The sequence below is a fragment of the Bradyrhizobium sp. WSM4874 genome (assembly GCF_055811835.1).
The window spans coordinates 107785-128351 of sequence record NZ_JBVVPR010000021.1; the positions used below are offsets into that span (position 1 = coordinate 107785).

The following is a 20567-nucleotide window of genomic DNA, read 5'->3' on the forward strand; positions in this document are numbered from 1 at the left end:
CTAACTCTCATATGATCAAGCCCCGCCCGGCCGAACCGGGCGTCCGCCCTAAAAAAACCCTTGCAGGCGCGCTAGCGCGTTGTGCGGGATGACAACGGTCATTGAAGGAGACGAAACATGGCAGTCCGTGTCGGAATCAACGGTTTTGGCCGCATCGGCCGCAACATCCTGCGGGCCATCGCTGAGTCCGGCCGCAAGGACATCGAGGTCGTCGGCATCAACGACCTCGGCCCGGTCGAAACCAACGCCCATCTGCTTCGCTTCGACAGCGTCCATGGCCGTTTCCCCGGCACCGTGACCGTCGATGGCGACACGATCAGCCTCGGCGGCAACAAGATCAAGGTGACCGCCGAGCGCGATCCCTCGAAGCTGCCGTGGAAGGATCTCGGCATCGACATCGCGATGGAATGCACCGGCATCTTCACCTCGAAGGACAAGGCCTCCGCGCATCTGACCGCCGGCGCCAAGCGCGTGCTGGTCTCCGCGCCCGCCGACGGCGCCGACGCCACCATCGTCTACGGCGTCAACCACGACACGCTGACCCGGGAACATCTGGTCGTCTCCAACGGCTCCTGCACCACCAACTGTCTTGCGCCGATCGCCAAGGTGCTGAACGACCTCGTCGGCATCGAGACCGGCTTCATGACCACGATCCACGCCTACACCGGCGACCAGCCGACACTCGACACCATGCACAAGGATCTCTATCGCGGCCGCGCGGCTGCGATGTCGATGATCCCGACCTCGACCGGTGCCGCCAAGGCGATCGGCCTCGTGCTGCCGGAACTGAAGGGCAAGCTCGACGGCGTCGCGATCCGCGTGCCGACCCCGAACGTCTCGGTCGTCGACCTCAAGATCGTCGCCAAGCGCGCCACCGATCCGAAGGAAATCAACGAGGCGATGAAGCGTGCCTCCGAGCAGCAGCTCAAGGGCATTCTCGGCTACACCACCGCGCCGAACGTCTCGATCGACTTCAACCACGACCCGCACTCCTCGACGTTCCACATGGACCAGACCAAGGTGCAGAACGGCACGCTGGTGCGCGTGATGTCCTGGTACGACAACGAGTGGGGTTTCTCGAATCGCATGGCGGACACCGCTGTCGCGATGGCGAAGGTGATCTAACTCCGCAGCTGTTTCGTCATTCCGGGATGGTCCGAAGGACCAGACCCGGAATCTCGAGATTCCGGGCTCGCGCTGCGCGCGCCCCGGAATGACCTCCTAGAGGCCCGGGACAAGAGAGCCCAGAGATGACCAACAAATTCCGCACTCTCGACGACGTCGACGTGAAGGGCAAACGCGTGCTGCTGCGCGTCGATCTCAACGTGCCCATGGAGAACGGGCGCGTCAGCGACGCGACCCGGCTCGAGCGCGTTGCGCCGACCATCACCGAAATCTCGGACAAGGGCGGCAAGGTCATCCTGCTCGCGCATTTCGGCCGGCCGAAAGGGCGCGATGCCAAGGACTCGCTCAAGCCCGTTGCCGAGGCACTCGCCAAGGTCGTGAAGAAGCCCGTCGCCTTCGCCGACGACTGCATCGGAGAGCCCGCAGCCAAGGCCGTTGCCGGACTGAAGGACGGCGACATCCTCTGTCTGGAAAACACCCGCTTCCACAAAGAGGAAGAGAAGAACGATCCCGCCTTTGTCGCGGAACTCGCAAAACTCGGCGACATCTGGGTCAACGACGCGTTCTCGGCCGCGCACCGCGCCCACGCCTCGACCGAAGGCCTCGGCCACAAGCTGCCCGCCTATGCCGGCCGCACCATGCAGGCCGAACTGGTCGCGCTGGAGAAGGCGCTGGGCTCGCCGACCAAGCCCGTCATCGCGATCATCGGCGGCGCCAAGGTCTCGACCAAGATCGACCTGCTCGAAAACCTGGTGACCAAGGTCGACGCGCTGGTGATCGGCGGCGGCATGGCCAACACATTCCTGCACGCCCAGGGCGTCGGCATCGGCAAGTCGCTGGCCGAGAAGGATCTCGCCGCGACCGCGCTGCGCATCATGGAGAAGGCGGAAGCCGCCAACTGCGCCATCATCCTGCCGGTCGACGCCACCGTCGCCTATCATTTCGCGGCCAACGCGCCGTCGCACGCCTATGGCCTCGACGCGATCCCGGCCGACGGCATGATCCTCGACGTCGGTCCGCAATCGATCGCACGTGTCCACGCCGCCATCGACGATGCGGCGACGCTGGTCTGGAACGGACCGCTCGGTGCCTTCGAGATGCAGCCGTTCGACCGCGGCACGATGTCCGCCGCCAAGCATGCCGCCGAGCGCACCAAGGCCAAGAAGCTGATCTCGATCGCGGGCGGCGGCGACACCGTGGCGGCCCTCAACCAGGCCCATGTGGCCGGTCATTTCACCTATGTCTCGACCGCCGGTGGCGCATTTCTTGAATGGATGGAAGGCAAGCCCCTGCCCGGCGTCGAAGTTCTGCGCACCAAGTAATCGGTCGGCAATTCGTCAGCCGCCTTCAAGCAGTGGCCTTGCAGGCCCAAACGGGAGAAAAACACAGATGGCTCGGATCACGTTGCGTCAATTGCTCGACCATGCGGCGGAGAACGATTACGGCGTCCCGGCCTTCAACATCAACAACATGGAGCAGGCGCTGGCGATCATGGACGCGGCCAACCAAGTCGACGCGCCCGTCATCATCCAAGCCTCACGCGGTGCGCGCTCCTATGCCAACGACGTCATGCTCAAGCACATGATGGACGCGGTGACCGAGATCTATCCGCACATCCCGGTCTGCGTGCATCTCGACCACGGCAACGAGCCGGCAACCTGCATGACCGCGATCCAGGCCGGCTTCACCTCTGTCATGATGGACGGCTCGCTCAAGGCTGACGGCAAGACCCCCGGCGACTGGGGCTACAATGTCGGCGTCACCAAGACCGTGACCGACATGGCCCATCTCGGCGGCATCTCGGTCGAGGGCGAGCTCGGCGTGCTCGGCTCGCTCGAGACCGGCATGGGCGACAAGGAAGACGGCCACGGCGCCGAGGGCAAGCTCAGCCACGACCAGCTCCTGACCAATCCGGATGAAGCGGTGAAGTTCGTCCAGGAGACCCAGGTCGACGCGCTCGCGATCGCGATGGGGACGTCTCACGGCGCCTACAAGTTTACCCGCAAGCCCGACGGCGACATCCTCGCCATGAACGTGATCGAGGAGATCCACCGCAAGCTGCCGAACATGCATCTCGTCATGCACGGCTCCTCGTCGGTGCCACAGGACCTTCAGGACATCATCAACACCTATGGCGGCAAGATGAAGCCGACCTGGGGCGTGCCGGTGGCCGAGATCCAGCGCGGCATCAAGAACGGCGTGCGCAAGATCAACATCGACACCGACAACCGCATGGCGATGACCGGCCAGATCCGGAAAGTGCTTAAGGACAATCCGGAAGAGTTCGACCCGCGCAAGTACCTGAAGCCCGCAATGGAAGCGATGACCAAGCTGTGCAAGCAGCGGCTCCAGGAATTCAATACCGCCGGGCAAGCCTCCAAGATCAAGAAGGTGCTGACGACGGCCGAGATGGCCAAGCGCTACGCCAAGGGCGAGCTCGCCCCGACGGTGGCGTAAGGCCCTCAACCACATCCTTCCGTCATTCCGGGGCACGCGGAGCGTGAGCCCGGAATCCATAACCACAGCCTGCGGTTATGGATTCCGGGCCTGCGCCTTTCGGCGCATCCCGGAATGACAGCGGCGCCCCTGCGACGAACGTTAACTCGGCATTTGCCCGAGAACGGTCTATTTTCACCGGCAAGGGCAGAATCGTTTTGGGAGGACATCTCGATGAATCTGACTGAGCTCAACAGGATCGCGGCCGCCATGGTCGCGCCCGGCAAGGGCATCCTTGCCGCCGACGAATCCTCCGGCACCATCAAGAAGCGTTTCGACGCGATCGGCGTGGAATCGACCGAGGAGAACCGCCGCGATTATCGCGAGATGTTGTTCCGCTCGAACGAAGCCATGAGCCGGTACATCTCCGGCGTCATCCTCTACGACGAGACGATCTGGCAGAACGCGAAGGACGGCACGCCCCTGGTCAAGCTGATCGAACAGAGCGGCGCCATTCCCGGCATCAAGGTCGACGAGGGCACGCAACCCCTGCCGATGTGCCCGGGAGAGCTCGTCACCGTCGGGCTCGACAAGCTCGCCGAGCGCTTGAAGAAATATTACGAGCGCGGCGCCCGCTTCGCCAAATGGCGCGCCGTGATCGACATCGGCAGCGGTATTCCCTCGATGACCGCGCTCAGCGTCAACGCCCACGCGCTGGCGCGCTATGCCGCGCTGTGCCAGGCCGCGCAGATCGTGCCGATCGTCGAGCCCGAAGTGCTGATGGACGGCGATCACGACATCGACCGCTGCTATGAGGTGACGAGCCGCGTGCTCAACAAGACGTTCCAGGAATTGCGCGTGCAGCGCGTCGCGCTCGAGGGCATGGTGCTAAAGCCGAACATGGCCATCTCCGGCAAAAAGTGCGCGAAGCAGGCCTCCGTCGAAGAGGTCGCGGAGAAGACCATACGGCTGCTTAGGGCGTGCGTGCCTGCGGCGGTACCCGGCATCGCCTTCCTCTCCGGCGGCCAGTCGGATGAAGAGGCGACGGCGCATCTCAACGCCATGCACAAGCTCGGCCCGCTGCCGTGGGGCCTGACCTTCTCCTACGGTCGCGCACTCCAGGCCGCGCCGCAGAAGGCCTGGTCGGGCAAGGCCGAGAACGTCGCGGCCGGACAAAACGCATTCAGTCACCGCGCGCGCATGAATGGCCTCGCCTCCAAAGGCGAATGGCAAAGCAGCCTGGAAAAGAAAGCGGCCTAGATCTTGTCGAACAAATCTCCTCCGCCGCGCCCGGCGCCGCGCCTTTATCTCGCGACGCCCATCGTCGACGATCCCGCTTCGCTTCTGGCCGAGCTGCCTGGCCTGCTCGCCGCCGCCGACGTCGCGGCCGTGCTGCTGCGGCTGAAGGTGACCGACCAGCGCACCATGATCTCGCGGATCAAGGCCTTGGCGCCGCCGGTTCAGAAAGCGGGCGCCGCGCTGCTCGTCGACGGCCATCCTGAGCTCGTCGCACGCGGCGGCGCCGACGGCGCGCACCTGCCCGGCATCGCCGCGCTGAAAGAGGCGCTGCCATCGCTCAAGCCCGATCGCATCGCCGGCGTCGGCGGGCTGACAACGCGGCACCATTCCATGGATGCGGGCGAGATCGGCGCGGATTACGTGCTGTTCGGCGAGCCTGACGCGAAAGGCCAGCGGCCGTCGTCGCAAGCGATTGCCGAGCGGCTGGACTGGTGGGCCGAGCTGTTCGAGCCGCCCTGCGTCGGCTTTGCCATCTCGCTGGAAGAGGCCCACGAATTCGCCGTCAGCGGCGCCGATTTCGTGCTGGTGGGCGACTTCATCTGGGCCGATCCGCGCGGACCCAAGGCCGCGCTGGTCGAGATAGATGCTGCTATCAAGAAGGCCCATGCGGCTGCGCTTGCGGGCCAAAATCCTGCGGGTCAAGAGCACGGCTAGCGCCCGACATGAAGCTCCCGCGCATCACCATCCTGGCCACGCTGCTGCTGCTGCTCACAGTGCCCGCGGCCGCGCAGCTCCAGATCACGCCGCCCGTGGCGACGCCGAGCCCTTCGGCCGAGAAAACCAAGGACAAGCCGAAGGCCACGCCGCACACCATCACCAAGAAGAAGGAAGCGGCGCCGGCGCCCAAACCCTCAGCCTCCCCCAAGCCTTCAGCGTCCCCAAAGCCTGCTCCGGCCGCGACCGTGATCCCAGCGCCTCCGACGGACAATCCCAACGTCGATCTGGTGTACGGCGCCTATCAGCGCGGCCAGTACAAGACCGCCTTCGATCTCGCCACGGCCCGTGCCGAAACAGGCGATGCCAAGGCAATGACCATGCTGGGTGAGCTCTATTCCAACGCCATGGGCATCCGGCGCGACTATGCCAAGGCGCTGCAATGGTACAAGCGCGCCTCCGACGCCGGCGACCGCGAGGCGATGTTCGCGCTCGCCATGCTGAGGATTTCCGGCCGTGGCGGCCCGGTCGACAAAAACGAAGCGGTCAAGCTGATGGCGTCCGCCGCCAAGCTCGGCGAGCCCAAGGCGGCCTATAACCTCGCGCTGCTCTATCTCGACGGCCAGACCCTGCCGCAGGACGTCAAGCGCTCCGCCGAGCTGCTGCGCCAGGCGGCCGATGCCGGTCTGCCCGAGGCGCAATACGCGCTCGCGACCTTCTACAAGGAAGGCACTGGCGTGCCGAAGGACCTGGAACGGGCGGTGCGTCTGCTCCAGGTCGCCACTCTGACCGACAATGTCGATGCCGAGGTCGAATACGCCATCGCGCTGTTCAACGGCACCGGCACGCCGAAGAACCAGCCGGCGGCCGTAGCCCTGCTCCGCAAGGCCTCCCGCCAGGGCAGCGCGATCGCGCAGAACCGGCTGGCCTGGGTGCTGATCAACGGCATGGGCACGGCCGTGGACAAGGTCGAGGGCTTTAAATGGCATCTGGTGGCCAAGACCGCCGGCAAGGGCGATCCGGAGCTGGACAAGCAATTGTCGGATTTGCCGGCCGAGGACCGGGCCAAGGCCGAGACTGCCGCCAGGAAATGGCTCGGGACCAAATGACTTGACCTTAAGCCCCTCGCAGGGCACCCCATCCCTCAAACACGCGCGATTTCGCGCCATTTCCCCCGATCAAGACCAGAGCTCATGCTGTATTCCGCAACTATCAATGTCATGGTCAAGGCGGCGCGCCGCGCCGGCCGCAGCCTCAAGCGCGATCTCGGCGAGATCGAGCATCTGCAGGTCTCGCTGAAGGGGCCGGCGAATTTCGTCTCGCTGGCCGACAAGCGCGCCGAGGAGATCCTCTACCAGGACCTCGCCAAGGCGCGGCCCGGCTACGGCTTCATCGGCGAGGAAGGCGGCACGCGCGAGGGCTCCGACAAGAGCCACACCTGGATCGTCGATCCGCTCGACGGCACCACCAACTTCCTGCACGGCATCCCGCAATTCGCGATCTCGATCGGGCTTTCGCGCGAAGGCACGATCATCGCCGGCGTGATCTACAATCCCGCCAATGACGAGCTCTACATCGCCGAACGTGGCAAGGGCGCCTTCCTCAACGACCAGCGCCTGCGCGTGGCCGGCCGCCGCCAGCTCAACGAATGCGTGGTGGCCTGCGGACTGCCCCATATCGGCCGCGGCGACCACGAGGAATTCCGCCGCGAGATGACCGCGATGCAGGAGCGCGTCGCCGGCCTGCGCCGCTTCGGCGCCGCCTCGCTCGATCTGGCCTTCGTCGCCGCCGGCCGCCTCGACGGCTACTGGGAGCGCAATTTGCAATCCTGGGACATCGCGGCAGGCATGATCATGCTGCGCGAAGCGGGCGGCACGATCACCGACATCGACACGCCGGGCGATGCGCTGGTGACGGGCAATGTCGTGTGCGGGAATGAATTCGTGCACGGGGAGTTGGTGAAGATTTTGCGGAAGTAGGCCGCAGTAGCGCGACGGCTCGATCTACGGCGGCTAATCATCGTCCTCGTCGGGTTCGTCGTCGCGATATTCACCGCCGATGGTCAGGCCCTCGATGGCCGTGGCGCCTTTCGACTTGATCACCCGGCGAAGCGGGACCGAACTCTCGCTTCGCAATGCGTCCATCAACTGTTCCGAATGGGTGACAATCCAAATGTCGGCGCGGCGCGATGCCTTGGCGATGAGCCGGGCGAGCGGCGCGAGCAGCGACGGATGCAGGCTGGTCTCGGGTTCGTTCAGCGCGATGAACGGCGGCAGCCGGTAACCCATGAACACCGCGAGCAGGCAAATGTATTTGAGCGTCCCATCGGATAGTTCATGAGCCCTGAACGGCCGCGGCATATCCGGCAATTGCAGATCGAATTCACACCTGCCATTTTCTTCCCATGCGCGGAGTTCGGCGCCCGGGAATGCATCCTGGATCGCGTCCTGCAGGTCGTTGGCGTCTTCCCGAATGACGTAGAGGGTCGCCAGGGTGGCAGCCAAATCGATGCCATCGGCGCTGAGCGAGGGCGTTGCGATCGCGAGACAGGGCTTTCGTATCGGTGACGCCGGATCGGTGCGAAAGTCATGATAGAATCGCCAGCCCAGCATTGCATGTCGGATCAGGTCGATTTCCGGGCATTGCTTGCCATCGGAAAAAGCCGCAAGCGCGGTCTCTGACGGCAGCACCGCATCCTTGTGAGCGATCCAGGCGCCGCTCTCGCCGCGGACGCTGATGAGCGAATTGACCCGCTCCATCAGCTTGACCGTGCGTTTGCCGCGCGTCGTTTCGATCATTTCGGCCTTGATCATCGGCTCGCCGGAAAACGCGGCCTGAAGCGGGCTGGGAAACCCGAGCTCGATGGAATACCTCATGCTGTCGAATGTGGCCGACAGCCGCAGCCGCCCATCTTCGCCTCGTTTGCGTAGGCCGGACCAGCAGACCGAATTCAATCCGCCTTCATCGGCGATCGTGCGGGTGATTTGACCGGTCGCCGCGTCGCGCAACAGCGACAAGGACTTGTAGAGATTGGACTTGCCGACTCCATTTTCGCCGACAAACACCGACAGGGGATGGATGGGTATGGAGAGCCGCCGAATGGAGCGATAGTTCGAGATCGCAATTTCGCTCGGACGCATGGCATGCTTTCGATCGGCAGGGTGCCTGTGCATTCGCGGCGTGGTGCGAATACGTTCTTTCAATCCAGGGATGCAGTCTGGATTGAGACTCCCGAGAAAGCAAGCCGACCGATCCGGCGTTCAGTGGCCGCTCTCACCAGAGCAAACCCGACTGGATCATCCGCGAAGGCGGATGATCCAGTATCCCAGAGACGTCTGTTGGGTACGGAAAGGCCGCGGCCTACTGGATGCCCCGCCTTCGCGGGGCATGACACCTCACCTTACAGCTTGGCCGGTGCGGGCGGCCCGTACATCTCGGCCTTCTTCGCCGCCTTCTCCCGATCCCCGCCCAGCACGCGCTGCACCGAGACGAAGAACACCGGCACCATCAGCAGCGCCAAAATCACCACCGCGATCATGCCGCCCATCACGATGCTGCCGAGCGCCTGCTGGCTGGCGCCGCCGGCCCCATGCGCGATGGCCATCGGCAGCACGCCGCAGATGAAGGCGAGGCCGGTCATCAGGATCGGGCGGAAGCGGAGGCGGCAGGCCTCGATGGTGGCGTCCACCAGCGGCTTGCCTTCTTTGCGCAGATCCTTGGCGAACTCGATGATGAGGATCGCATCCTTGGCCGCAAGGCCAATGATGGTGATCAGGCCGACGGTGAAATAGACGTCGTTGGGCAGGCCGCGCAGCATCGCCGCGACCACCGCGCCGACGATGCCGAGCGGCACGGTGAGCAGGACCGCGAGCGGAATGGTCCAGCTCTCGTAAAGCGCGGCCAGGCACAGGAACACCACGAACACCGAGAGCCCGAGCAGGAACGGCGCCTGCGAGCCCGACAGCTTTTCCTGGAGCGACTGCCCGGTCCATTCATAGCCGAAGCCGCGCGGCAGCTTGCCGGCAAGCCGCTCCATCTCGGCGATGGCATCGCCCGAGGTGAAGCCGGGTTTTGCTTCGCCGGAGATGCGCACCGCCGGATAATAGTTGAAGCCTGTGATCTGCGTCGGGCCGCGCGCCCATTCCACGGTGGCAAAGGACGAGAACGGCACGAGCTGGCCCCGGCTGTTCTTGACGTTGTAGTTGAGGATGTCCTCGGTCCGCATGCGGTCGCGGGCATCGGCCTGCACCACGACGCGCTGCATGCGGCCGCGGTTCGGGAAGTCGTTGATGTAGTTCGAGCCGAGATTGGTCGAGATCGTGTTGTTGATGTCCTCGAAGGTGACGCCGAAGGCGCCGGCCTTTTCGCGGTCGATGACGAGATTGACCACGCCGGCTTCGGGCAGGCCTTCGACATAGACCTTCTGAAGCACAGCGCTCGCATTGGCCTCCGCGATCAACTGGTCGGCGGCGCGCATCAAGGCCGGATAGCCCTTCTGGCCGCGGTCCTGGAGCCGGAACGAGAAGCCGGAGGAGTTGCCGAGATTGTCGATCGGCGGCGGCTGCAGCGCGGAGATCTTGGCATCGCGGATCGACGACGACAAATCGCGGTTGATGTCCGTAACGATCGCCGCTGCCGAATCCTTCGGCCCGCGCTCCGACCAGTCCTTCAGGGTGATGAAGGCCTGCGCGGTGTTCATGCCCTGGCCGGAGAAGCTGAAGCCGGTGAGGAAGGTGACGTTGTCGACGCCCGGGCGCTGCGCCAGGTATTTTTCCACTTTCTCGATCACCGCCTCGGTCCGGCCATAGGACGAATCCGACGGCGTCTGCACGTCGGTGGTGACGAAGCCCTGGTCGTCGACGGGCAGGAAGCCGCCGGGCAGATTGACGAACGCCCAGGACAGGCCGGCGAGCAGTGCGACATAGACCAGCATCAGGCGGCCGGTGCGCTTCAGGGAGAAGCCGACGGTGCGGGAATAGCCTTCCTTGCTGCCGTCGAGCATGCGGTTGAACCAGCCGAACACGCCCTTCTTGGCATGACCATGACCGGCCGCGACGGGCTTGAGCAACGTCGCACACAGCGCCGGCGTCAGCGACAGCGCGAGGAAGGCGGAGAAGCCGATCGCGGCGACCATGGTCACGGAGAACTGGCGGTAGATGATGCCGACCGAGCCCGGGAAGAACGCCATCGGCACGAACACCGCCATCAGGACCAGCGTGATGCCGATGATGGCGCCGGTGATCTGCGACATCGCTTTCCGCGTCGCTTCCTTCGGCGGCAGCCCCTCCTCGGCCATGATGCGCTCGACGTTCTCGACCACGACGATGGCATCGTCGACCAGGATGCCGACCGCGAGCACCATGCCGAACATCGAGAGCATGTTGATGGAGTAGCCGGCGAGCAGCAGCGTGGTACAGGCGCCCAGCAGCGCCACCGGCACCACGATGGTCGGAATGATGGTGTAGCGGATGTTCTGCAGGAACAGGAACATCACCACGAACACCAGCACGATGGCTTCGACCAGCGTCGACAGCACCTTCTTGATCGAGGCCTCCACCACGGGCGTGATGTTATAGGGAATCTCGTAGCCGATATTGGCCGGGAAGAAGCGAGACAGCTCCTTCATCTTCTCTTCGACGGCGCTCGCGGTCGCCAGCGCATTGCCGGTCGGCGACATCAGCACGGACAGACCGGCGGTCGGCTTGCCGTCGAGACGGGTGTTGAACTGGTAGCTGAGACCGCCGACCTCGATGCGCGCAACGTCGCGCAGCCGCACAGTCGAGCCGTCGGCATTGGCGCGCAGGATGATGGTGCCGAATTCATCCGGGGACGAGAGCTGGCCCTTGACCAGCACCAGCGCAGAGGTGCGCTGGGTCGAGGTCGACGGCTCTGCGCCGATGCTGCCTGAGGCGACCTGCGCGTTCTGCGCGGCAATGGCCTTGTTGACGTCGTCGGCGGTCAGGCCATAGCCGACCAGCTTTGCCGGATCGACCCAGACGCGCAGGCTGCGCTCGGTCGAATACAGAGTGGCGCGGCCGACGCCGGGGATGCGGCGGATCTCGCCGAGCACGTTGCGGATCATGAAGTCGCCGAGGCCAACCTCGTCGAGGCTGCCGTCGGTCGAGTTCAGCGTGATGATCTGGAGCACCGCGCTGGAGGCTTCCTCGATCAGAATGCCCTGCTGGATCACCGCGCGCGGCAGCCGCGCCTCGACGCGCTTGATGCGGTTCTGCACCTCGACCGAGGCGGCGCTGGTATCGGTGCCCGGCACGAAATTGGCGATGATCTCGACCTGGCCGAGCGAGTCGCTGGTCGATTCGAAATTGAGGATGCCGGAGGCGCCGTTGAGCTCCTCCTCGATCAGCCGCGTGACGCTGTTGTAGAGATTCTCGGGCGAGGCGCCGGGATAACTGGTCGAGATCGAGATCGAGGGCGGCGCGATGATCGGGTACTGCGCGATCGGCAACAGCGGAATCGAAATGGCGCCAACCAGACAGATGAACAGCGCGACCACCCAGGCGAAGATCGGCCTGTCGATGAAGAAGCTCGCCATAGCGCGTTACCGCATCAGCTTCTGGGCGTGCCGGTTGTCGGCGGTCGCATCCGCTTCCGACCAGGATTGCGGCTTGACCTTGTCGCCGGCGGCGAACTTCTGGAAGCCTTCGACCACGACCTTGTCGCCGGCCTTCAGGCCCTCGGTGACGAACCAGATTCCGTCCTGCACCGAGCCGGTGCGCACCGGCTGTACCGCGATGTGGTTGTCGTCCTTGACGACGAACACCTCGCTGCCGCCGCCGCCATTGCGCTGGATCGCCTGCTGCGGCACCGCGATCGCGTCGCTATCGAGGCCCTGGTCGATGCGGACGCGGACATACATGCCCGGCAGCAGCTCGCGCTTGGGATTACGGAACTCACCGCGCAAGGTCACCTGACCGGTATTGGCGTCGACCTTGGCATCCGAAAACAACAACTTGCCGTCGAGCGAGTAGAGGGTGTTGTCGTCGAGCACGAGATGCACCTTGGCGGCATCGGGCGCGATGCGCTCGAGATCGCCGCTCTCGAAGGCACGGCGGAGCTGGTTGAGCTCGTTCACCGACTGGGTGAAATCCGCGTAGATCGGATCGAGCTGCTGAATGGTGGCCAGATTGGTTTCGTTCTGGACCGCGAGCGCGCCTTCGCTGACCAGGGCGGCACCGACGACGCCGTCGATCGGCGCGCGCACGGTGGCATAATCGAGATTGAGCTTGGCGCGCGCGAGATCGGCCTTGCGGCCCTCGACCTCGGCATGAGCCTGGCGTTCGGCGGCGATCGCCTTCTCGTTCTCGGCTTCGGGCGCGGCGCGCTGGCTGGTGAGCGTGGCGATGCGGCGCGCCTGCTGCTGGGCCTGCATCAACGCGGCCTCGGCCTTGGCGACCGCGGCGTCGTTGGCCATCACCTCGACCTCGAACGGACGCGGATCGATGCGGTACAGCGGATCGCCCGCCTTCACTTCGCTGCCCTGGCGGAACAGGCGCTCGACCACGATGCCGGAGACGCGCGGCCGCACGTCGGACACCCGCGTCGGCGCGATGCGGCCCGGCAGCTCGCGCACCACGGCGCGCGGCTGCGGCTTGACGATGACGATGCTGACGTCGGGGTCATTGGGCTGGGCGGCTGAAATGGCGGAGCTGGATTCGTCGCAGCCCGCCAACAGCGGCGTAAAGGCCGCGAGCATCATTGCAACGCATGCCGATCGCGCGCGAAGTCCTGACATGAAGTTAAGTGCCCCGATATTGTTGAAAACTGATCACGCGCCGCGGGACCCCGTTCTGGGTGATTCCGCGCGGCCGATGCCGCCAAAATAGAGGGGACTTGCTGCGACGCAACGCACGTTGCGGGCGGCTCAATGTCACACGGCTTAAGCTGCTGGGTTCACGTCATTTTTTGCGCCTCACCCGATTGTGAGTCCGGTTCCATCACCGCGTGCTGCGACGGAACATCGCAATTACCCCGCCGCCTTCATCCGGTAGTGGCTGACGCCCCACTCGGTTCCGTCGGCATAACCGAACAGGCCCGAGCTCGCGAGAAAGAACCAGCGCCAGCGTCGCATCCGCAGGGCGGTCTCCTCGCCATGGATGTTGCGCAAGGCCGCTTCGATGGAACAGCGATGCACGTCGAAATTGGCGAGCCAGTCGTTGGCGGTGCGCTGATAATGCGTGCCGCTCCACAACCATTCCTTCTCGACCGTGAAGAGATCGTCGAATTGCCTGATGAGATGATGGCTCGGCATCATCCCGCCGGTGAAGACGTGCTGCGCGATCCAGTCGTCGCGATCGGCCCGATCGAACAGGTGAGAGCCGGAGCGGTGGGCGACGATGTGCATGAAGAACCGCCCATCCGGCGCGAGCCACGATCGCAGGCGCGTCATCAGCTTGCGCCAGTTGATCACGCGCTCGAACATCTCGACCGACACGATGCGGTCGAATTGCCCGTCGGGCGCGAACACGTTGATGTCCGCCGTGACCACCCGCAGGTTGAGCAGACCGCGCTGCCGCGCCTCTTCCTCGATATGGGCACGCTGCGCCTGCGAGCTCGACACCGCCATCACCTTGGCGTGCGGAAACTGCCGCGCCATCCACAGCGACAGCGAGCCCCAGCCGCAGCCGAGTTCGAGGATGGTCTGACCGTCGGCGAGAGCGGCATGCTCGGCGGTCTGGCGCAACGCCTCCTCCTCGGCCTCCCGCAAGGTGGTCGCGTCGGTCTTGTAGAAGCAGGACGAGTATTTGCGGTTGGGACCGAGCACCTTCGCAAAGAACGAAGCGGGCACCTCGTCAGGCCCGGCATCCGCATTCTCGGCGATCGGCCGCAGCATCATCCGCCCGGCGAAGGCGGCATCGTCGGCCCCGCCTAGCGCGGACAGACGGGTCACCGTGCGCGAGCACAGACGCTGGATCGCCGCGCGGATCACGACATCAGGCAGCGGCACCCGTTCGGCAGTCCCGATGATCGCGGACACGACGCTCATGCGACGACTCCGTCTTGGGCGGCAGATCTTGGGCGGCCGGGGGAAAAAGTGCGAACTGAACCTGTGGAATGCCGACGATTTGGAAAGTACGTCCTTACCAAAGCCCGGTTTCCGCTTTGGGTTCCCCAGCTCTCCCCGAAATCGGCGCATCCGGCGCTTTTTTTGGGCTGGCGCTGTGCCATAGTGCTCCCCGCAAGCAAGTTAACGGATGATACCGGCCATGCCGCCAGGCGCCTCGCCCCGCTCTTCCATCGACATCGAATATACCAAGCTATCCTCGCCCAGCGTCTTCCTGGTGCGGATGCTGGTCTTTCTGGTGCTCTGCGCTCTGGTGGGGGTGGTGCTCTACAAGCAGATCATCCAGGCCTTCTTCGCCAATCCCGGGCTCAATGCCCTGATCGGCGGCGTGCTGTTCATCGGCATCATCCTGGCCTTCCGCCAGGTGATCCGGCTGTATCCCGAAGTCTCCTGGGTCAACAATTTCCGCATCGCCGATCCCGGTCTAGCGCCCGCCCGCCACCCCAAGCTGCTGGCGCCGATGGCGATGATCCTCGGCGGCGAGCGCACCGGACGGATGTCGATCACCCAGACCACCATGCGGCACCTGCTCGATTCGATCGCGACCCGCCTCGACGAGGCCCGCGACATCTCCCGCTACATGACCGGGCTGCTGGTCTTCCTCGGCCTGCTCGGCACCTTCTGGGGCCTGATCGAGACGGTCGGCTCGGTCGGCAAGGTGATCGACGGGCTCAAGGTCGGCGGCGATTCCGGCGCCCTGTTCGACACGCTGAAGGAGGGGCTGGCCGCCCCGCTCGGCGGCATGGGCATCTCGTTCTCGAGCTCGCTGTTCGGCCTCGCCGGCTCGCTGATCCTGGGCTTTCTCGACCTGCAATCGAGCCAGGCGCAGAACCGTTTCTACACGGACCTCGAAGACTGGCTTGCCACCACCGTGCGCGAATATGGCAGCGGCGAGGTGGCTGTCGCCGCCAGCGGTGGCGGCGGCATTGCCAGCGGCGAGCTTCAGGCTGTCGTCGAGCGTTTGCGCACGGTGCTCGAGGAAGGCAGCGGCAGCCGCGGCACCACCGCGGCGATGGCGAGCCTTGCCGAAGCCATCCAGGCGCTGGTCTCGCATATGCGGACCGAGCAGCAGATGATCCGCGAATGGGCCGACGGCCAGGGCGAGCAGAACCGCGAGATCCGGCGCTTGCTGGAGCGCATCGCGCGTCAGCCCGAGAAGGGTTAGCGACATGGCACTGGCGCGCGGCCGCCGCGGCGATACCTCCTTCAACTACTGGCCCGGCTTCGTCGACGCGCTGTCGACGCTGGTGCTGTCGATCGTCTTCCTGCTGTCGGTGTTCCTGGTCGTGCAGTTCTTCCTGTCGCAGGAGGTCACCGGCAAGGACAAGGCCCTGGAGCTGCTCAACGCCAAGATCGCGCAGCTCAACGAGCTGCTGTCGCTGGAGAAGCTCGGCAAGCTCACGCTCGACGACCAGGTCTCGTCGCTGAAGGCCGGCCTCGCTTCGGCCGAGAGCGAGCGCGACCGCATCAAGGGCCTCTATGACGGGCTCGCCGCCGCCGGCAACGACGCGCAAGGCAAATCCTCCGAGCTCGGCAAGGCACTGGACTCCGAGAAGGCGGTTTCCGCCCGCGCGCTGGCGCAGATCGAGGTGCTGAACCAGCAGATCAGCGCGCTGCGGCGGCAACTGGCGGCGCTGGAAGAAGCGCTCGACGTCTCCGAGAAGCGCGACAAGGAATCGCAAAATCGAATTGCCGATCTGGGGTCTCGCCTGAATGTTGCCCTGGCACAGCGCGTGCAAGAATTATCGCGCTACCGCTCGGAATTCTTCGGCCGCCTGCGCGCCATCCTCGGCAACCGCCCCGACATCCGCATCGTCGGCGACCGCTTCGTATTCCAGTCCGAAGTGTTCTTCGACACCGGACAAGCGGTGCTGCTGCCCGAAGGCCGCGCCGAGCTCGACACTTTGGCGGCCGCCCTGATCGAGCTCGACAAGAAGATCCCGAACGAGATCCCCTGGGTGCTGCGCGTCGACGGCCACACCGATGTGCGCCCGGTCAACGGGCCGAACTTCAAATCGAATTGGGACCTCTCGGCCGCCCGCTCGATCTCGGTGGTGCAATATCTGGTCACGCTCGGCGTGCCGGCCCAGCGCCTGGTCGCTGCCGGCTTCGGCGAATTCCAGCCGCTCGACACCGCCAACACCGAGGAAGCCTACAAGCGCAACCGGCGCATCGAGCTGAAGCTGACGGAGCGGTAGTGTGGGAATGGCTCAACGCTCAGCCCAACGTCATGGCCGGGCTTGTCCCGGCCATCCACGATCTTCGGTCTTAGCTGATGGAAAGGCGTGGATACCCGGGACAAGCCCGGGCATGACCGCCTTCGGAAAATGAGCGCCCTCTACCTCCGTCCCTACCTTCCCGAGGACGAGGCCGCCTCGATCGAGCTGTGGCATCGCACCTGGCAGCAGGCCTATCCGCAGATCGACTTCGCGGCGCGCCTGGACTGGTGGCGCGAACGCTGGCGCAAGGAGCTGGTGCCGAAGGCTTCGATCGTGGTGGCGGAGCAGGACGGCACGCTGACCGGCTTCGTCACCATCGACGGCGACGGCTATCTCGACCAGCTCGTGGTCGATCCCGCGCATTGGGGCTCGGACGCGGCGCGGCTGCTGGTCGATGAGGCCAAGCGCCTGTCACCAAGGGGCGTGACGCTGCTCGTCAACAAGGACAACAGCCGCGCCATCCGCTTCTACGAACGCAACGGCTTTGCCCATGCCGGCGACGAGGTGAATCCGACCTCGGGCCGGCCGGTGCTGAAGATGATGTGGCGGGCGTGACGCCCGTCACGTCGGGATCCCGGGACGTCAGCTAGTCGTTGTGCCCGGAAGTTGCGCCGGCAAGCGGATGGAGATGACCGATGAAACTGAGCGATCTGGCCAAGGGGTCTTCGGTCCTGCTCGGCGTCATCGTCGCCGGATATGTCTCGACGAGCTACGTCGACCAGCGGTTGGCCACGCCGGTCAAGACGACGAGTGCTCCGACGAATGGCCTTGGGCCATCGGCCTGCGTTGATGAGGACGGGAGCTGGAAGAACTGGCCATGGCCGAATGTGCCGGCGCTATCGCCGAAGTGTCGATGATCGGCGCTGTTCGCCCACTCGCCGCGACGCGCTCTCGGCTCAAGCGGAGTTCAAGATTGAACTGCCACATTTCGGCTTGGCGGATCGCGCGCTGGCTGTATTCGCGAAGCCGGATCGACTCATCGATCGCTCGCCGCGCCCGCTCCAAAAGTTCGAGAGTTTCCTTGCTGTATGGCTGGGCCATGAGGCGCACTCCCGTTGAGGCGGGAGCGCAAATCATCTCTCAGGCACCGACGCCTACGGACGAGCCTTTGGCCGGCGATACCTGATTAGGCGCCACATCTGGGGGAACTGCAAGGTCCATCCACTCGGCTAAGGGGCGTGGGCTGACCTATCCGAAATTGCGGAAGCCTATGATGAGCAATCCAAAATCTCCGCTGCCATTCCCCGCGAAGGCGGGGAATGCAGTACGCCGCAGCCTCTCGATTGATCACTAACGTCTCGGAGTACTGGATCGCCCGCCTGCGCGGGCGATGACACCGTGAATGAAGCGGCAATCCGGAGTACTCCGCCTCACGCCCCCTCGAACTGCAGCCTCGCCAGCCGGGCATAGAGCCCGTTCGCAGCCACGAGCTCCGCATGCGTGCCCTGCTCGACGATCTTGCCCTGGTCCATCACCAGGATGCGGTCGCACGACAGGACGGTTGCGAGGCGGTGCGCGATGACGAGGGTGGTGCGGTGGCGCATCAGCTCTTCCAGCGCGGTCTGCACCAGCGTCTCGCTTTCGGCATCGAGCGCGGAGGTGGCTTCATCGAGCAGCAGCAGCGGCGCATCGCGCAGGATCGCACGCGCAATCGCGATGCGCTGGCGCTGGCCGCCGGACAGCGTCACGCCGCGCTCGCCGAGCGGGGTGTCGAAACCTTCGGGCAGGCGGCGGATGAACTCGGCGGCGTGCGCGAGCTCGGCCGCGCGCTCGACCTCGGCATCGGTGGCATCGGGCCGGCCGAAGCGGATGTTGTCACGGGCGCTCGCCGCGAACACGTTGGATTCCTGCGGCACCAGCGCGATGCGGGAGCGAAATTCACGGGGATCGGCGGATTTGACCGGCACGCCGTCGAGCGAGATCGCGCCACTGCGCGGATCGTAAAAGCGCAACAGCAGATGAAAGATCGTGCTCTTGCCGGCGCCGGACGGACCGACGATCGCAACCTTCTCGCCGGGGCGCACGGTGAACGAGACGACATCCAGCACATTGACGTCGCGCCGCGCCGGATAGGCGAAGCTGACACGGTCGAAGCCGACTTCGCCGCGCGCCGGCACCGGCAGCGCGCGCGGCGACGCCGGCGCGGTGATATCGGGCTGCACATGCAGGATCTCGAACAGGCGCTCGGCAGCGCCCGATGCCGCCGAGATCTCGCCCCACACCTCGCTGAGCTGGCCGAGGCCGGCCGCGGCGAAGGCCGCATAGAGCACGAACTGGCCGAGCCGGCCCGGCGTGATGGTGCCGATCAGCACGTCGTGCGAGCCGATCCAGAGGATCGCGACCACGCTCGCGAACACGATGAAGATGATGATGGCGGTGAGCACGGCACGCGCCTGCGTCGAGGTGCGCGCGGCTTCATAGGCCTGCTCGACCTCGCCGCCGAAGCGCCTCTCGGCGAGGCTCTCGCTAGTATAGGCCTGCACGGTGCGGATCGCGCCGACCAGCTCGCTCGCATAGGCGGAGGCCTCGGCCAGCGTGTCCTGCGCATTGCGCGACAGACGCCGCACCCAGCGCCCGAAGGCGACCAGCGGCAGCACGATCAGGGGGATGGCGAGCAGCACGAAGCCTGATAGGCGCGGGCTGGTGATCACCATCATCGCGGCAGCGCCGAAGAACATCATCAGATTGCGCAGCGCGATCGAGACCGAGGCGCCGACGGAGGATTTGATCTGGGTGGTGTCGGCGGTGAGGCGCGACACCAGCTCGCCGCTGCGCGCGGAATCGAAGAAGGCCGGCGACAGCGACAGCAAATGGGCGAAGACGTCGCGTCTGAGATCGGCGACGATGCGCTCGCCGATCGTCATCACGAGGTAGTAGCGCGCGGCGCTTGCGAGTGCGAGCACGGCGACGACGGCGATCATCACCGAGAAGTAGCTGTTGATCAGCTCGATGCCTTCAGGCGTCAGGCCGAAATCGATCATCCTGCGCACCGCGACCGGCACCAGCAGCGTGGTCAGCGCCGCGATCGTCAGCGCGACGAAGGCCAGCGCCGCGCGGCCGCGATAGCGCGCGACATAGGGCGCAAGCGCCAGCAGCGGCCGCAGCTTCGCGCGGCTCTTCGCCGGCGCCTCGATCAGGTCGGCTTCGATCGACGGGGCTTCCGCGGGCCCGGTTTCAAGCCGTTCAACTGCGCTCATGAGATCCGACCAAAAGACAAAGAGAGGTGGTCCGCTCCAGATAGGCCGGGCGAGCGGGAGTGGCAAATCCGGGATGTCCCTTAGGGGGTCGCCCGGTCCCCTGCCAAGGCCCTGCAATGGCTTGTTTTACAGGGCCTCATGGGGTATAGACCGCGCCAAATCCGTCATTCGATAGCCACTCAAGTGAGGCGCCGGGGCGCCGAGGAATTGCCATGAAAGCCGAAATTCACCCGAACTATCATACGATTAAGGTCGTGATGACCGACGGAACCGAGTACCTGACCCGCTCCACCTGGGGCAAGGAAGGCGACACGCTGAACCTCGACATCGACCCCAAGTCGCACCCGGCCTGGACCGGCGGCAACGCGCAGCTGATGGATCGCGGCGGCCGCGTCTCGCGCTTCCAGAAGAAGTTTTCGGGCTTTCTCAAAAAGGATTGATCCGGCCCCTCGAGGCTGGAGACGAAAACGCCCCCGGAGAGCCGGGGGCGTTTTTTGTTTTGGGGGATGCTCGTCATTGCGAGGAGCTCTTGCGACGAAGCAAATCCAGACTGTC

Annotated in this window: 17 protein-coding genes; 12 read left to right on the forward strand and 5 right to left on the reverse strand. The window is 65.1% G+C overall.

Annotation, left to right across the window (positions count from 1 at the left end):
- Positions 1-117 precede the first annotated feature (117 nt).
- From gap to AC0L3P_RS22040, 7 genes are all read left to right on the forward strand, one after another.
- Positions 118-1125 (forward strand): type I glyceraldehyde-3-phosphate dehydrogenase, encoded by a 1008-nt coding sequence (gap, locus tag AC0L3P_RS22010; protein WP_027515515.1) that lies wholly within the window; start codon positions 118-120, stop codon positions 1123-1125.
- A gap of 125 nt (positions 1126-1250) precedes the next feature.
- Positions 1251-2447: a phosphoglycerate kinase gene (locus tag AC0L3P_RS22015; RefSeq protein ID WP_354063092.1), complete on the forward strand. Its 1197-nt coding sequence runs from the start codon at positions 1251-1253 to the stop codon at positions 2445-2447.
- Positions 2448-2514: 67 nt separating this feature from the next.
- A complete protein-coding gene (gene fba / locus AC0L3P_RS22020; RefSeq protein WP_473304957.1) occupies positions 2515-3582 on the forward strand; it encodes a class II fructose-bisphosphate aldolase in 1068 nt (355 codons plus the stop codon).
- A gap of 213 nt (positions 3583-3795) precedes the next feature.
- The gene (locus AC0L3P_RS22025) at positions 3796-4821 is read left to right on the forward strand and encodes a class I fructose-bisphosphate aldolase (RefSeq protein WP_354209431.1); all 1026 of its coding nucleotides are present in this window, start codon (positions 3796-3798) and stop codon (positions 4819-4821) included.
- A 3-nt stretch (positions 4822-4824) separates the two neighbouring features.
- Entirely contained in the window at positions 4825-5514 is a 690-nt protein-coding gene (locus AC0L3P_RS22030) for a thiamine phosphate synthase (protein ID WP_354209432.1), read from the forward strand.
- Positions 5515-5522: 8 nt separating this feature from the next.
- Positions 5523-6623 carry a tetratricopeptide repeat protein gene (locus AC0L3P_RS22035; protein ID WP_354209433.1) on the forward strand — a complete coding sequence of 367 codons (1101 nt, stop codon included), beginning with the start codon at positions 5523-5525 and terminating at the stop codon, positions 6621-6623.
- 84 nt (positions 6624-6707) lie between these two features.
- Positions 6708-7493 (forward strand): inositol monophosphatase family protein, encoded by a 786-nt coding sequence (locus AC0L3P_RS22040; RefSeq protein ID WP_027515509.1) that lies wholly within the window; start codon positions 6708-6710, stop codon positions 7491-7493.
- Positions 7494-7526: 33 nt separating this feature from the next.
- Here AC0L3P_RS22040 and AC0L3P_RS22045 read toward each other — a convergent pair whose 3' ends face one another.
- The 4 genes from AC0L3P_RS22045 to AC0L3P_RS22060 all read right to left on the reverse strand — a co-directional run bounded on the left by AC0L3P_RS22045 (position 7527) and on the right by AC0L3P_RS22060 (position 14518).
- Positions 7527-8654, reverse strand: a complete 1128-nt coding sequence (locus AC0L3P_RS22045; RefSeq protein ID WP_473304962.1) for an AAA family ATPase — start codon at positions 8652-8654, stop codon at positions 7527-7529.
- A gap of 260 nt (positions 8655-8914) precedes the next feature.
- Complete coding sequence (locus tag AC0L3P_RS22050) at positions 8915-12067, reverse strand: multidrug efflux RND transporter permease subunit (RefSeq protein ID WP_473304964.1); 3153 nt, start codon at positions 12065-12067, stop codon at positions 8915-8917.
- A gap of 6 nt (positions 12068-12073) precedes the next feature.
- Positions 12074-13267, reverse strand: a complete 1194-nt coding sequence (locus AC0L3P_RS22055; RefSeq protein ID WP_473304966.1) for an efflux RND transporter periplasmic adaptor subunit — start codon at positions 13265-13267, stop codon at positions 12074-12076.
- A 231-nt stretch (positions 13268-13498) separates the two neighbouring features.
- Complete coding sequence (locus AC0L3P_RS22060) at positions 13499-14518, reverse strand: SAM-dependent methyltransferase (protein WP_473304968.1); 1020 nt, start codon at positions 14516-14518, stop codon at positions 13499-13501.
- Between the two features lie 220 nt (positions 14519-14738).
- Here AC0L3P_RS22060 and AC0L3P_RS22065 point away from each other — a divergent pair, with 220 nt between their 5' ends.
- The 4 genes from AC0L3P_RS22065 to AC0L3P_RS22080 all read left to right on the forward strand — a co-directional run bounded on the left by AC0L3P_RS22065 (position 14739) and on the right by AC0L3P_RS22080 (position 17672).
- Complete coding sequence (locus tag AC0L3P_RS22065) at positions 14739-15761, forward strand: flagellar motor protein MotA (RefSeq protein ID WP_473304970.1); 1023 nt, start codon at positions 14739-14741, stop codon at positions 15759-15761.
- Positions 15762-15765: 4 nt separating this feature from the next.
- Entirely contained in the window at positions 15766-16794 is a 1029-nt protein-coding gene (locus AC0L3P_RS22070) for a peptidoglycan -binding protein (RefSeq protein WP_354209438.1), read from the forward strand.
- Positions 16795-16923: 129 nt separating this feature from the next.
- On the forward strand, positions 16924-17370 hold the full coding sequence (locus AC0L3P_RS22075) for a GNAT family N-acetyltransferase (RefSeq protein WP_473304972.1): 447 nt from the start codon (positions 16924-16926) through the stop codon (positions 17368-17370).
- An 80-nt stretch (positions 17371-17450) separates the two neighbouring features.
- Positions 17451-17672 carry a hypothetical protein gene (locus AC0L3P_RS22080; RefSeq protein ID WP_027570257.1) on the forward strand — a complete coding sequence of 74 codons (222 nt, stop codon included), beginning with the start codon at positions 17451-17453 and terminating at the stop codon, positions 17670-17672.
- Between the two features lie 513 nt (positions 17673-18185).
- On the opposite strand, the gene AC0L3P_RS22085 is transcribed toward AC0L3P_RS22080, so the two are convergent.
- Positions 18186-20012, reverse strand: a complete 1827-nt coding sequence (locus AC0L3P_RS22085; protein ID WP_473304975.1) for an ABC transporter ATP-binding protein/permease — start codon at positions 20010-20012, stop codon at positions 18186-18188.
- Positions 20013-20224: 212 nt separating this feature from the next.
- Here AC0L3P_RS22085 and rpmE point away from each other — a divergent pair, with 212 nt between their 5' ends.
- A complete protein-coding gene (gene rpmE / locus AC0L3P_RS22090) occupies positions 20225-20452 on the forward strand; it encodes a 50S ribosomal protein L31 (RefSeq protein WP_007599895.1) in 228 nt (75 codons plus the stop codon).
- Positions 20453-20567: the final 115 nt, after the last annotated feature.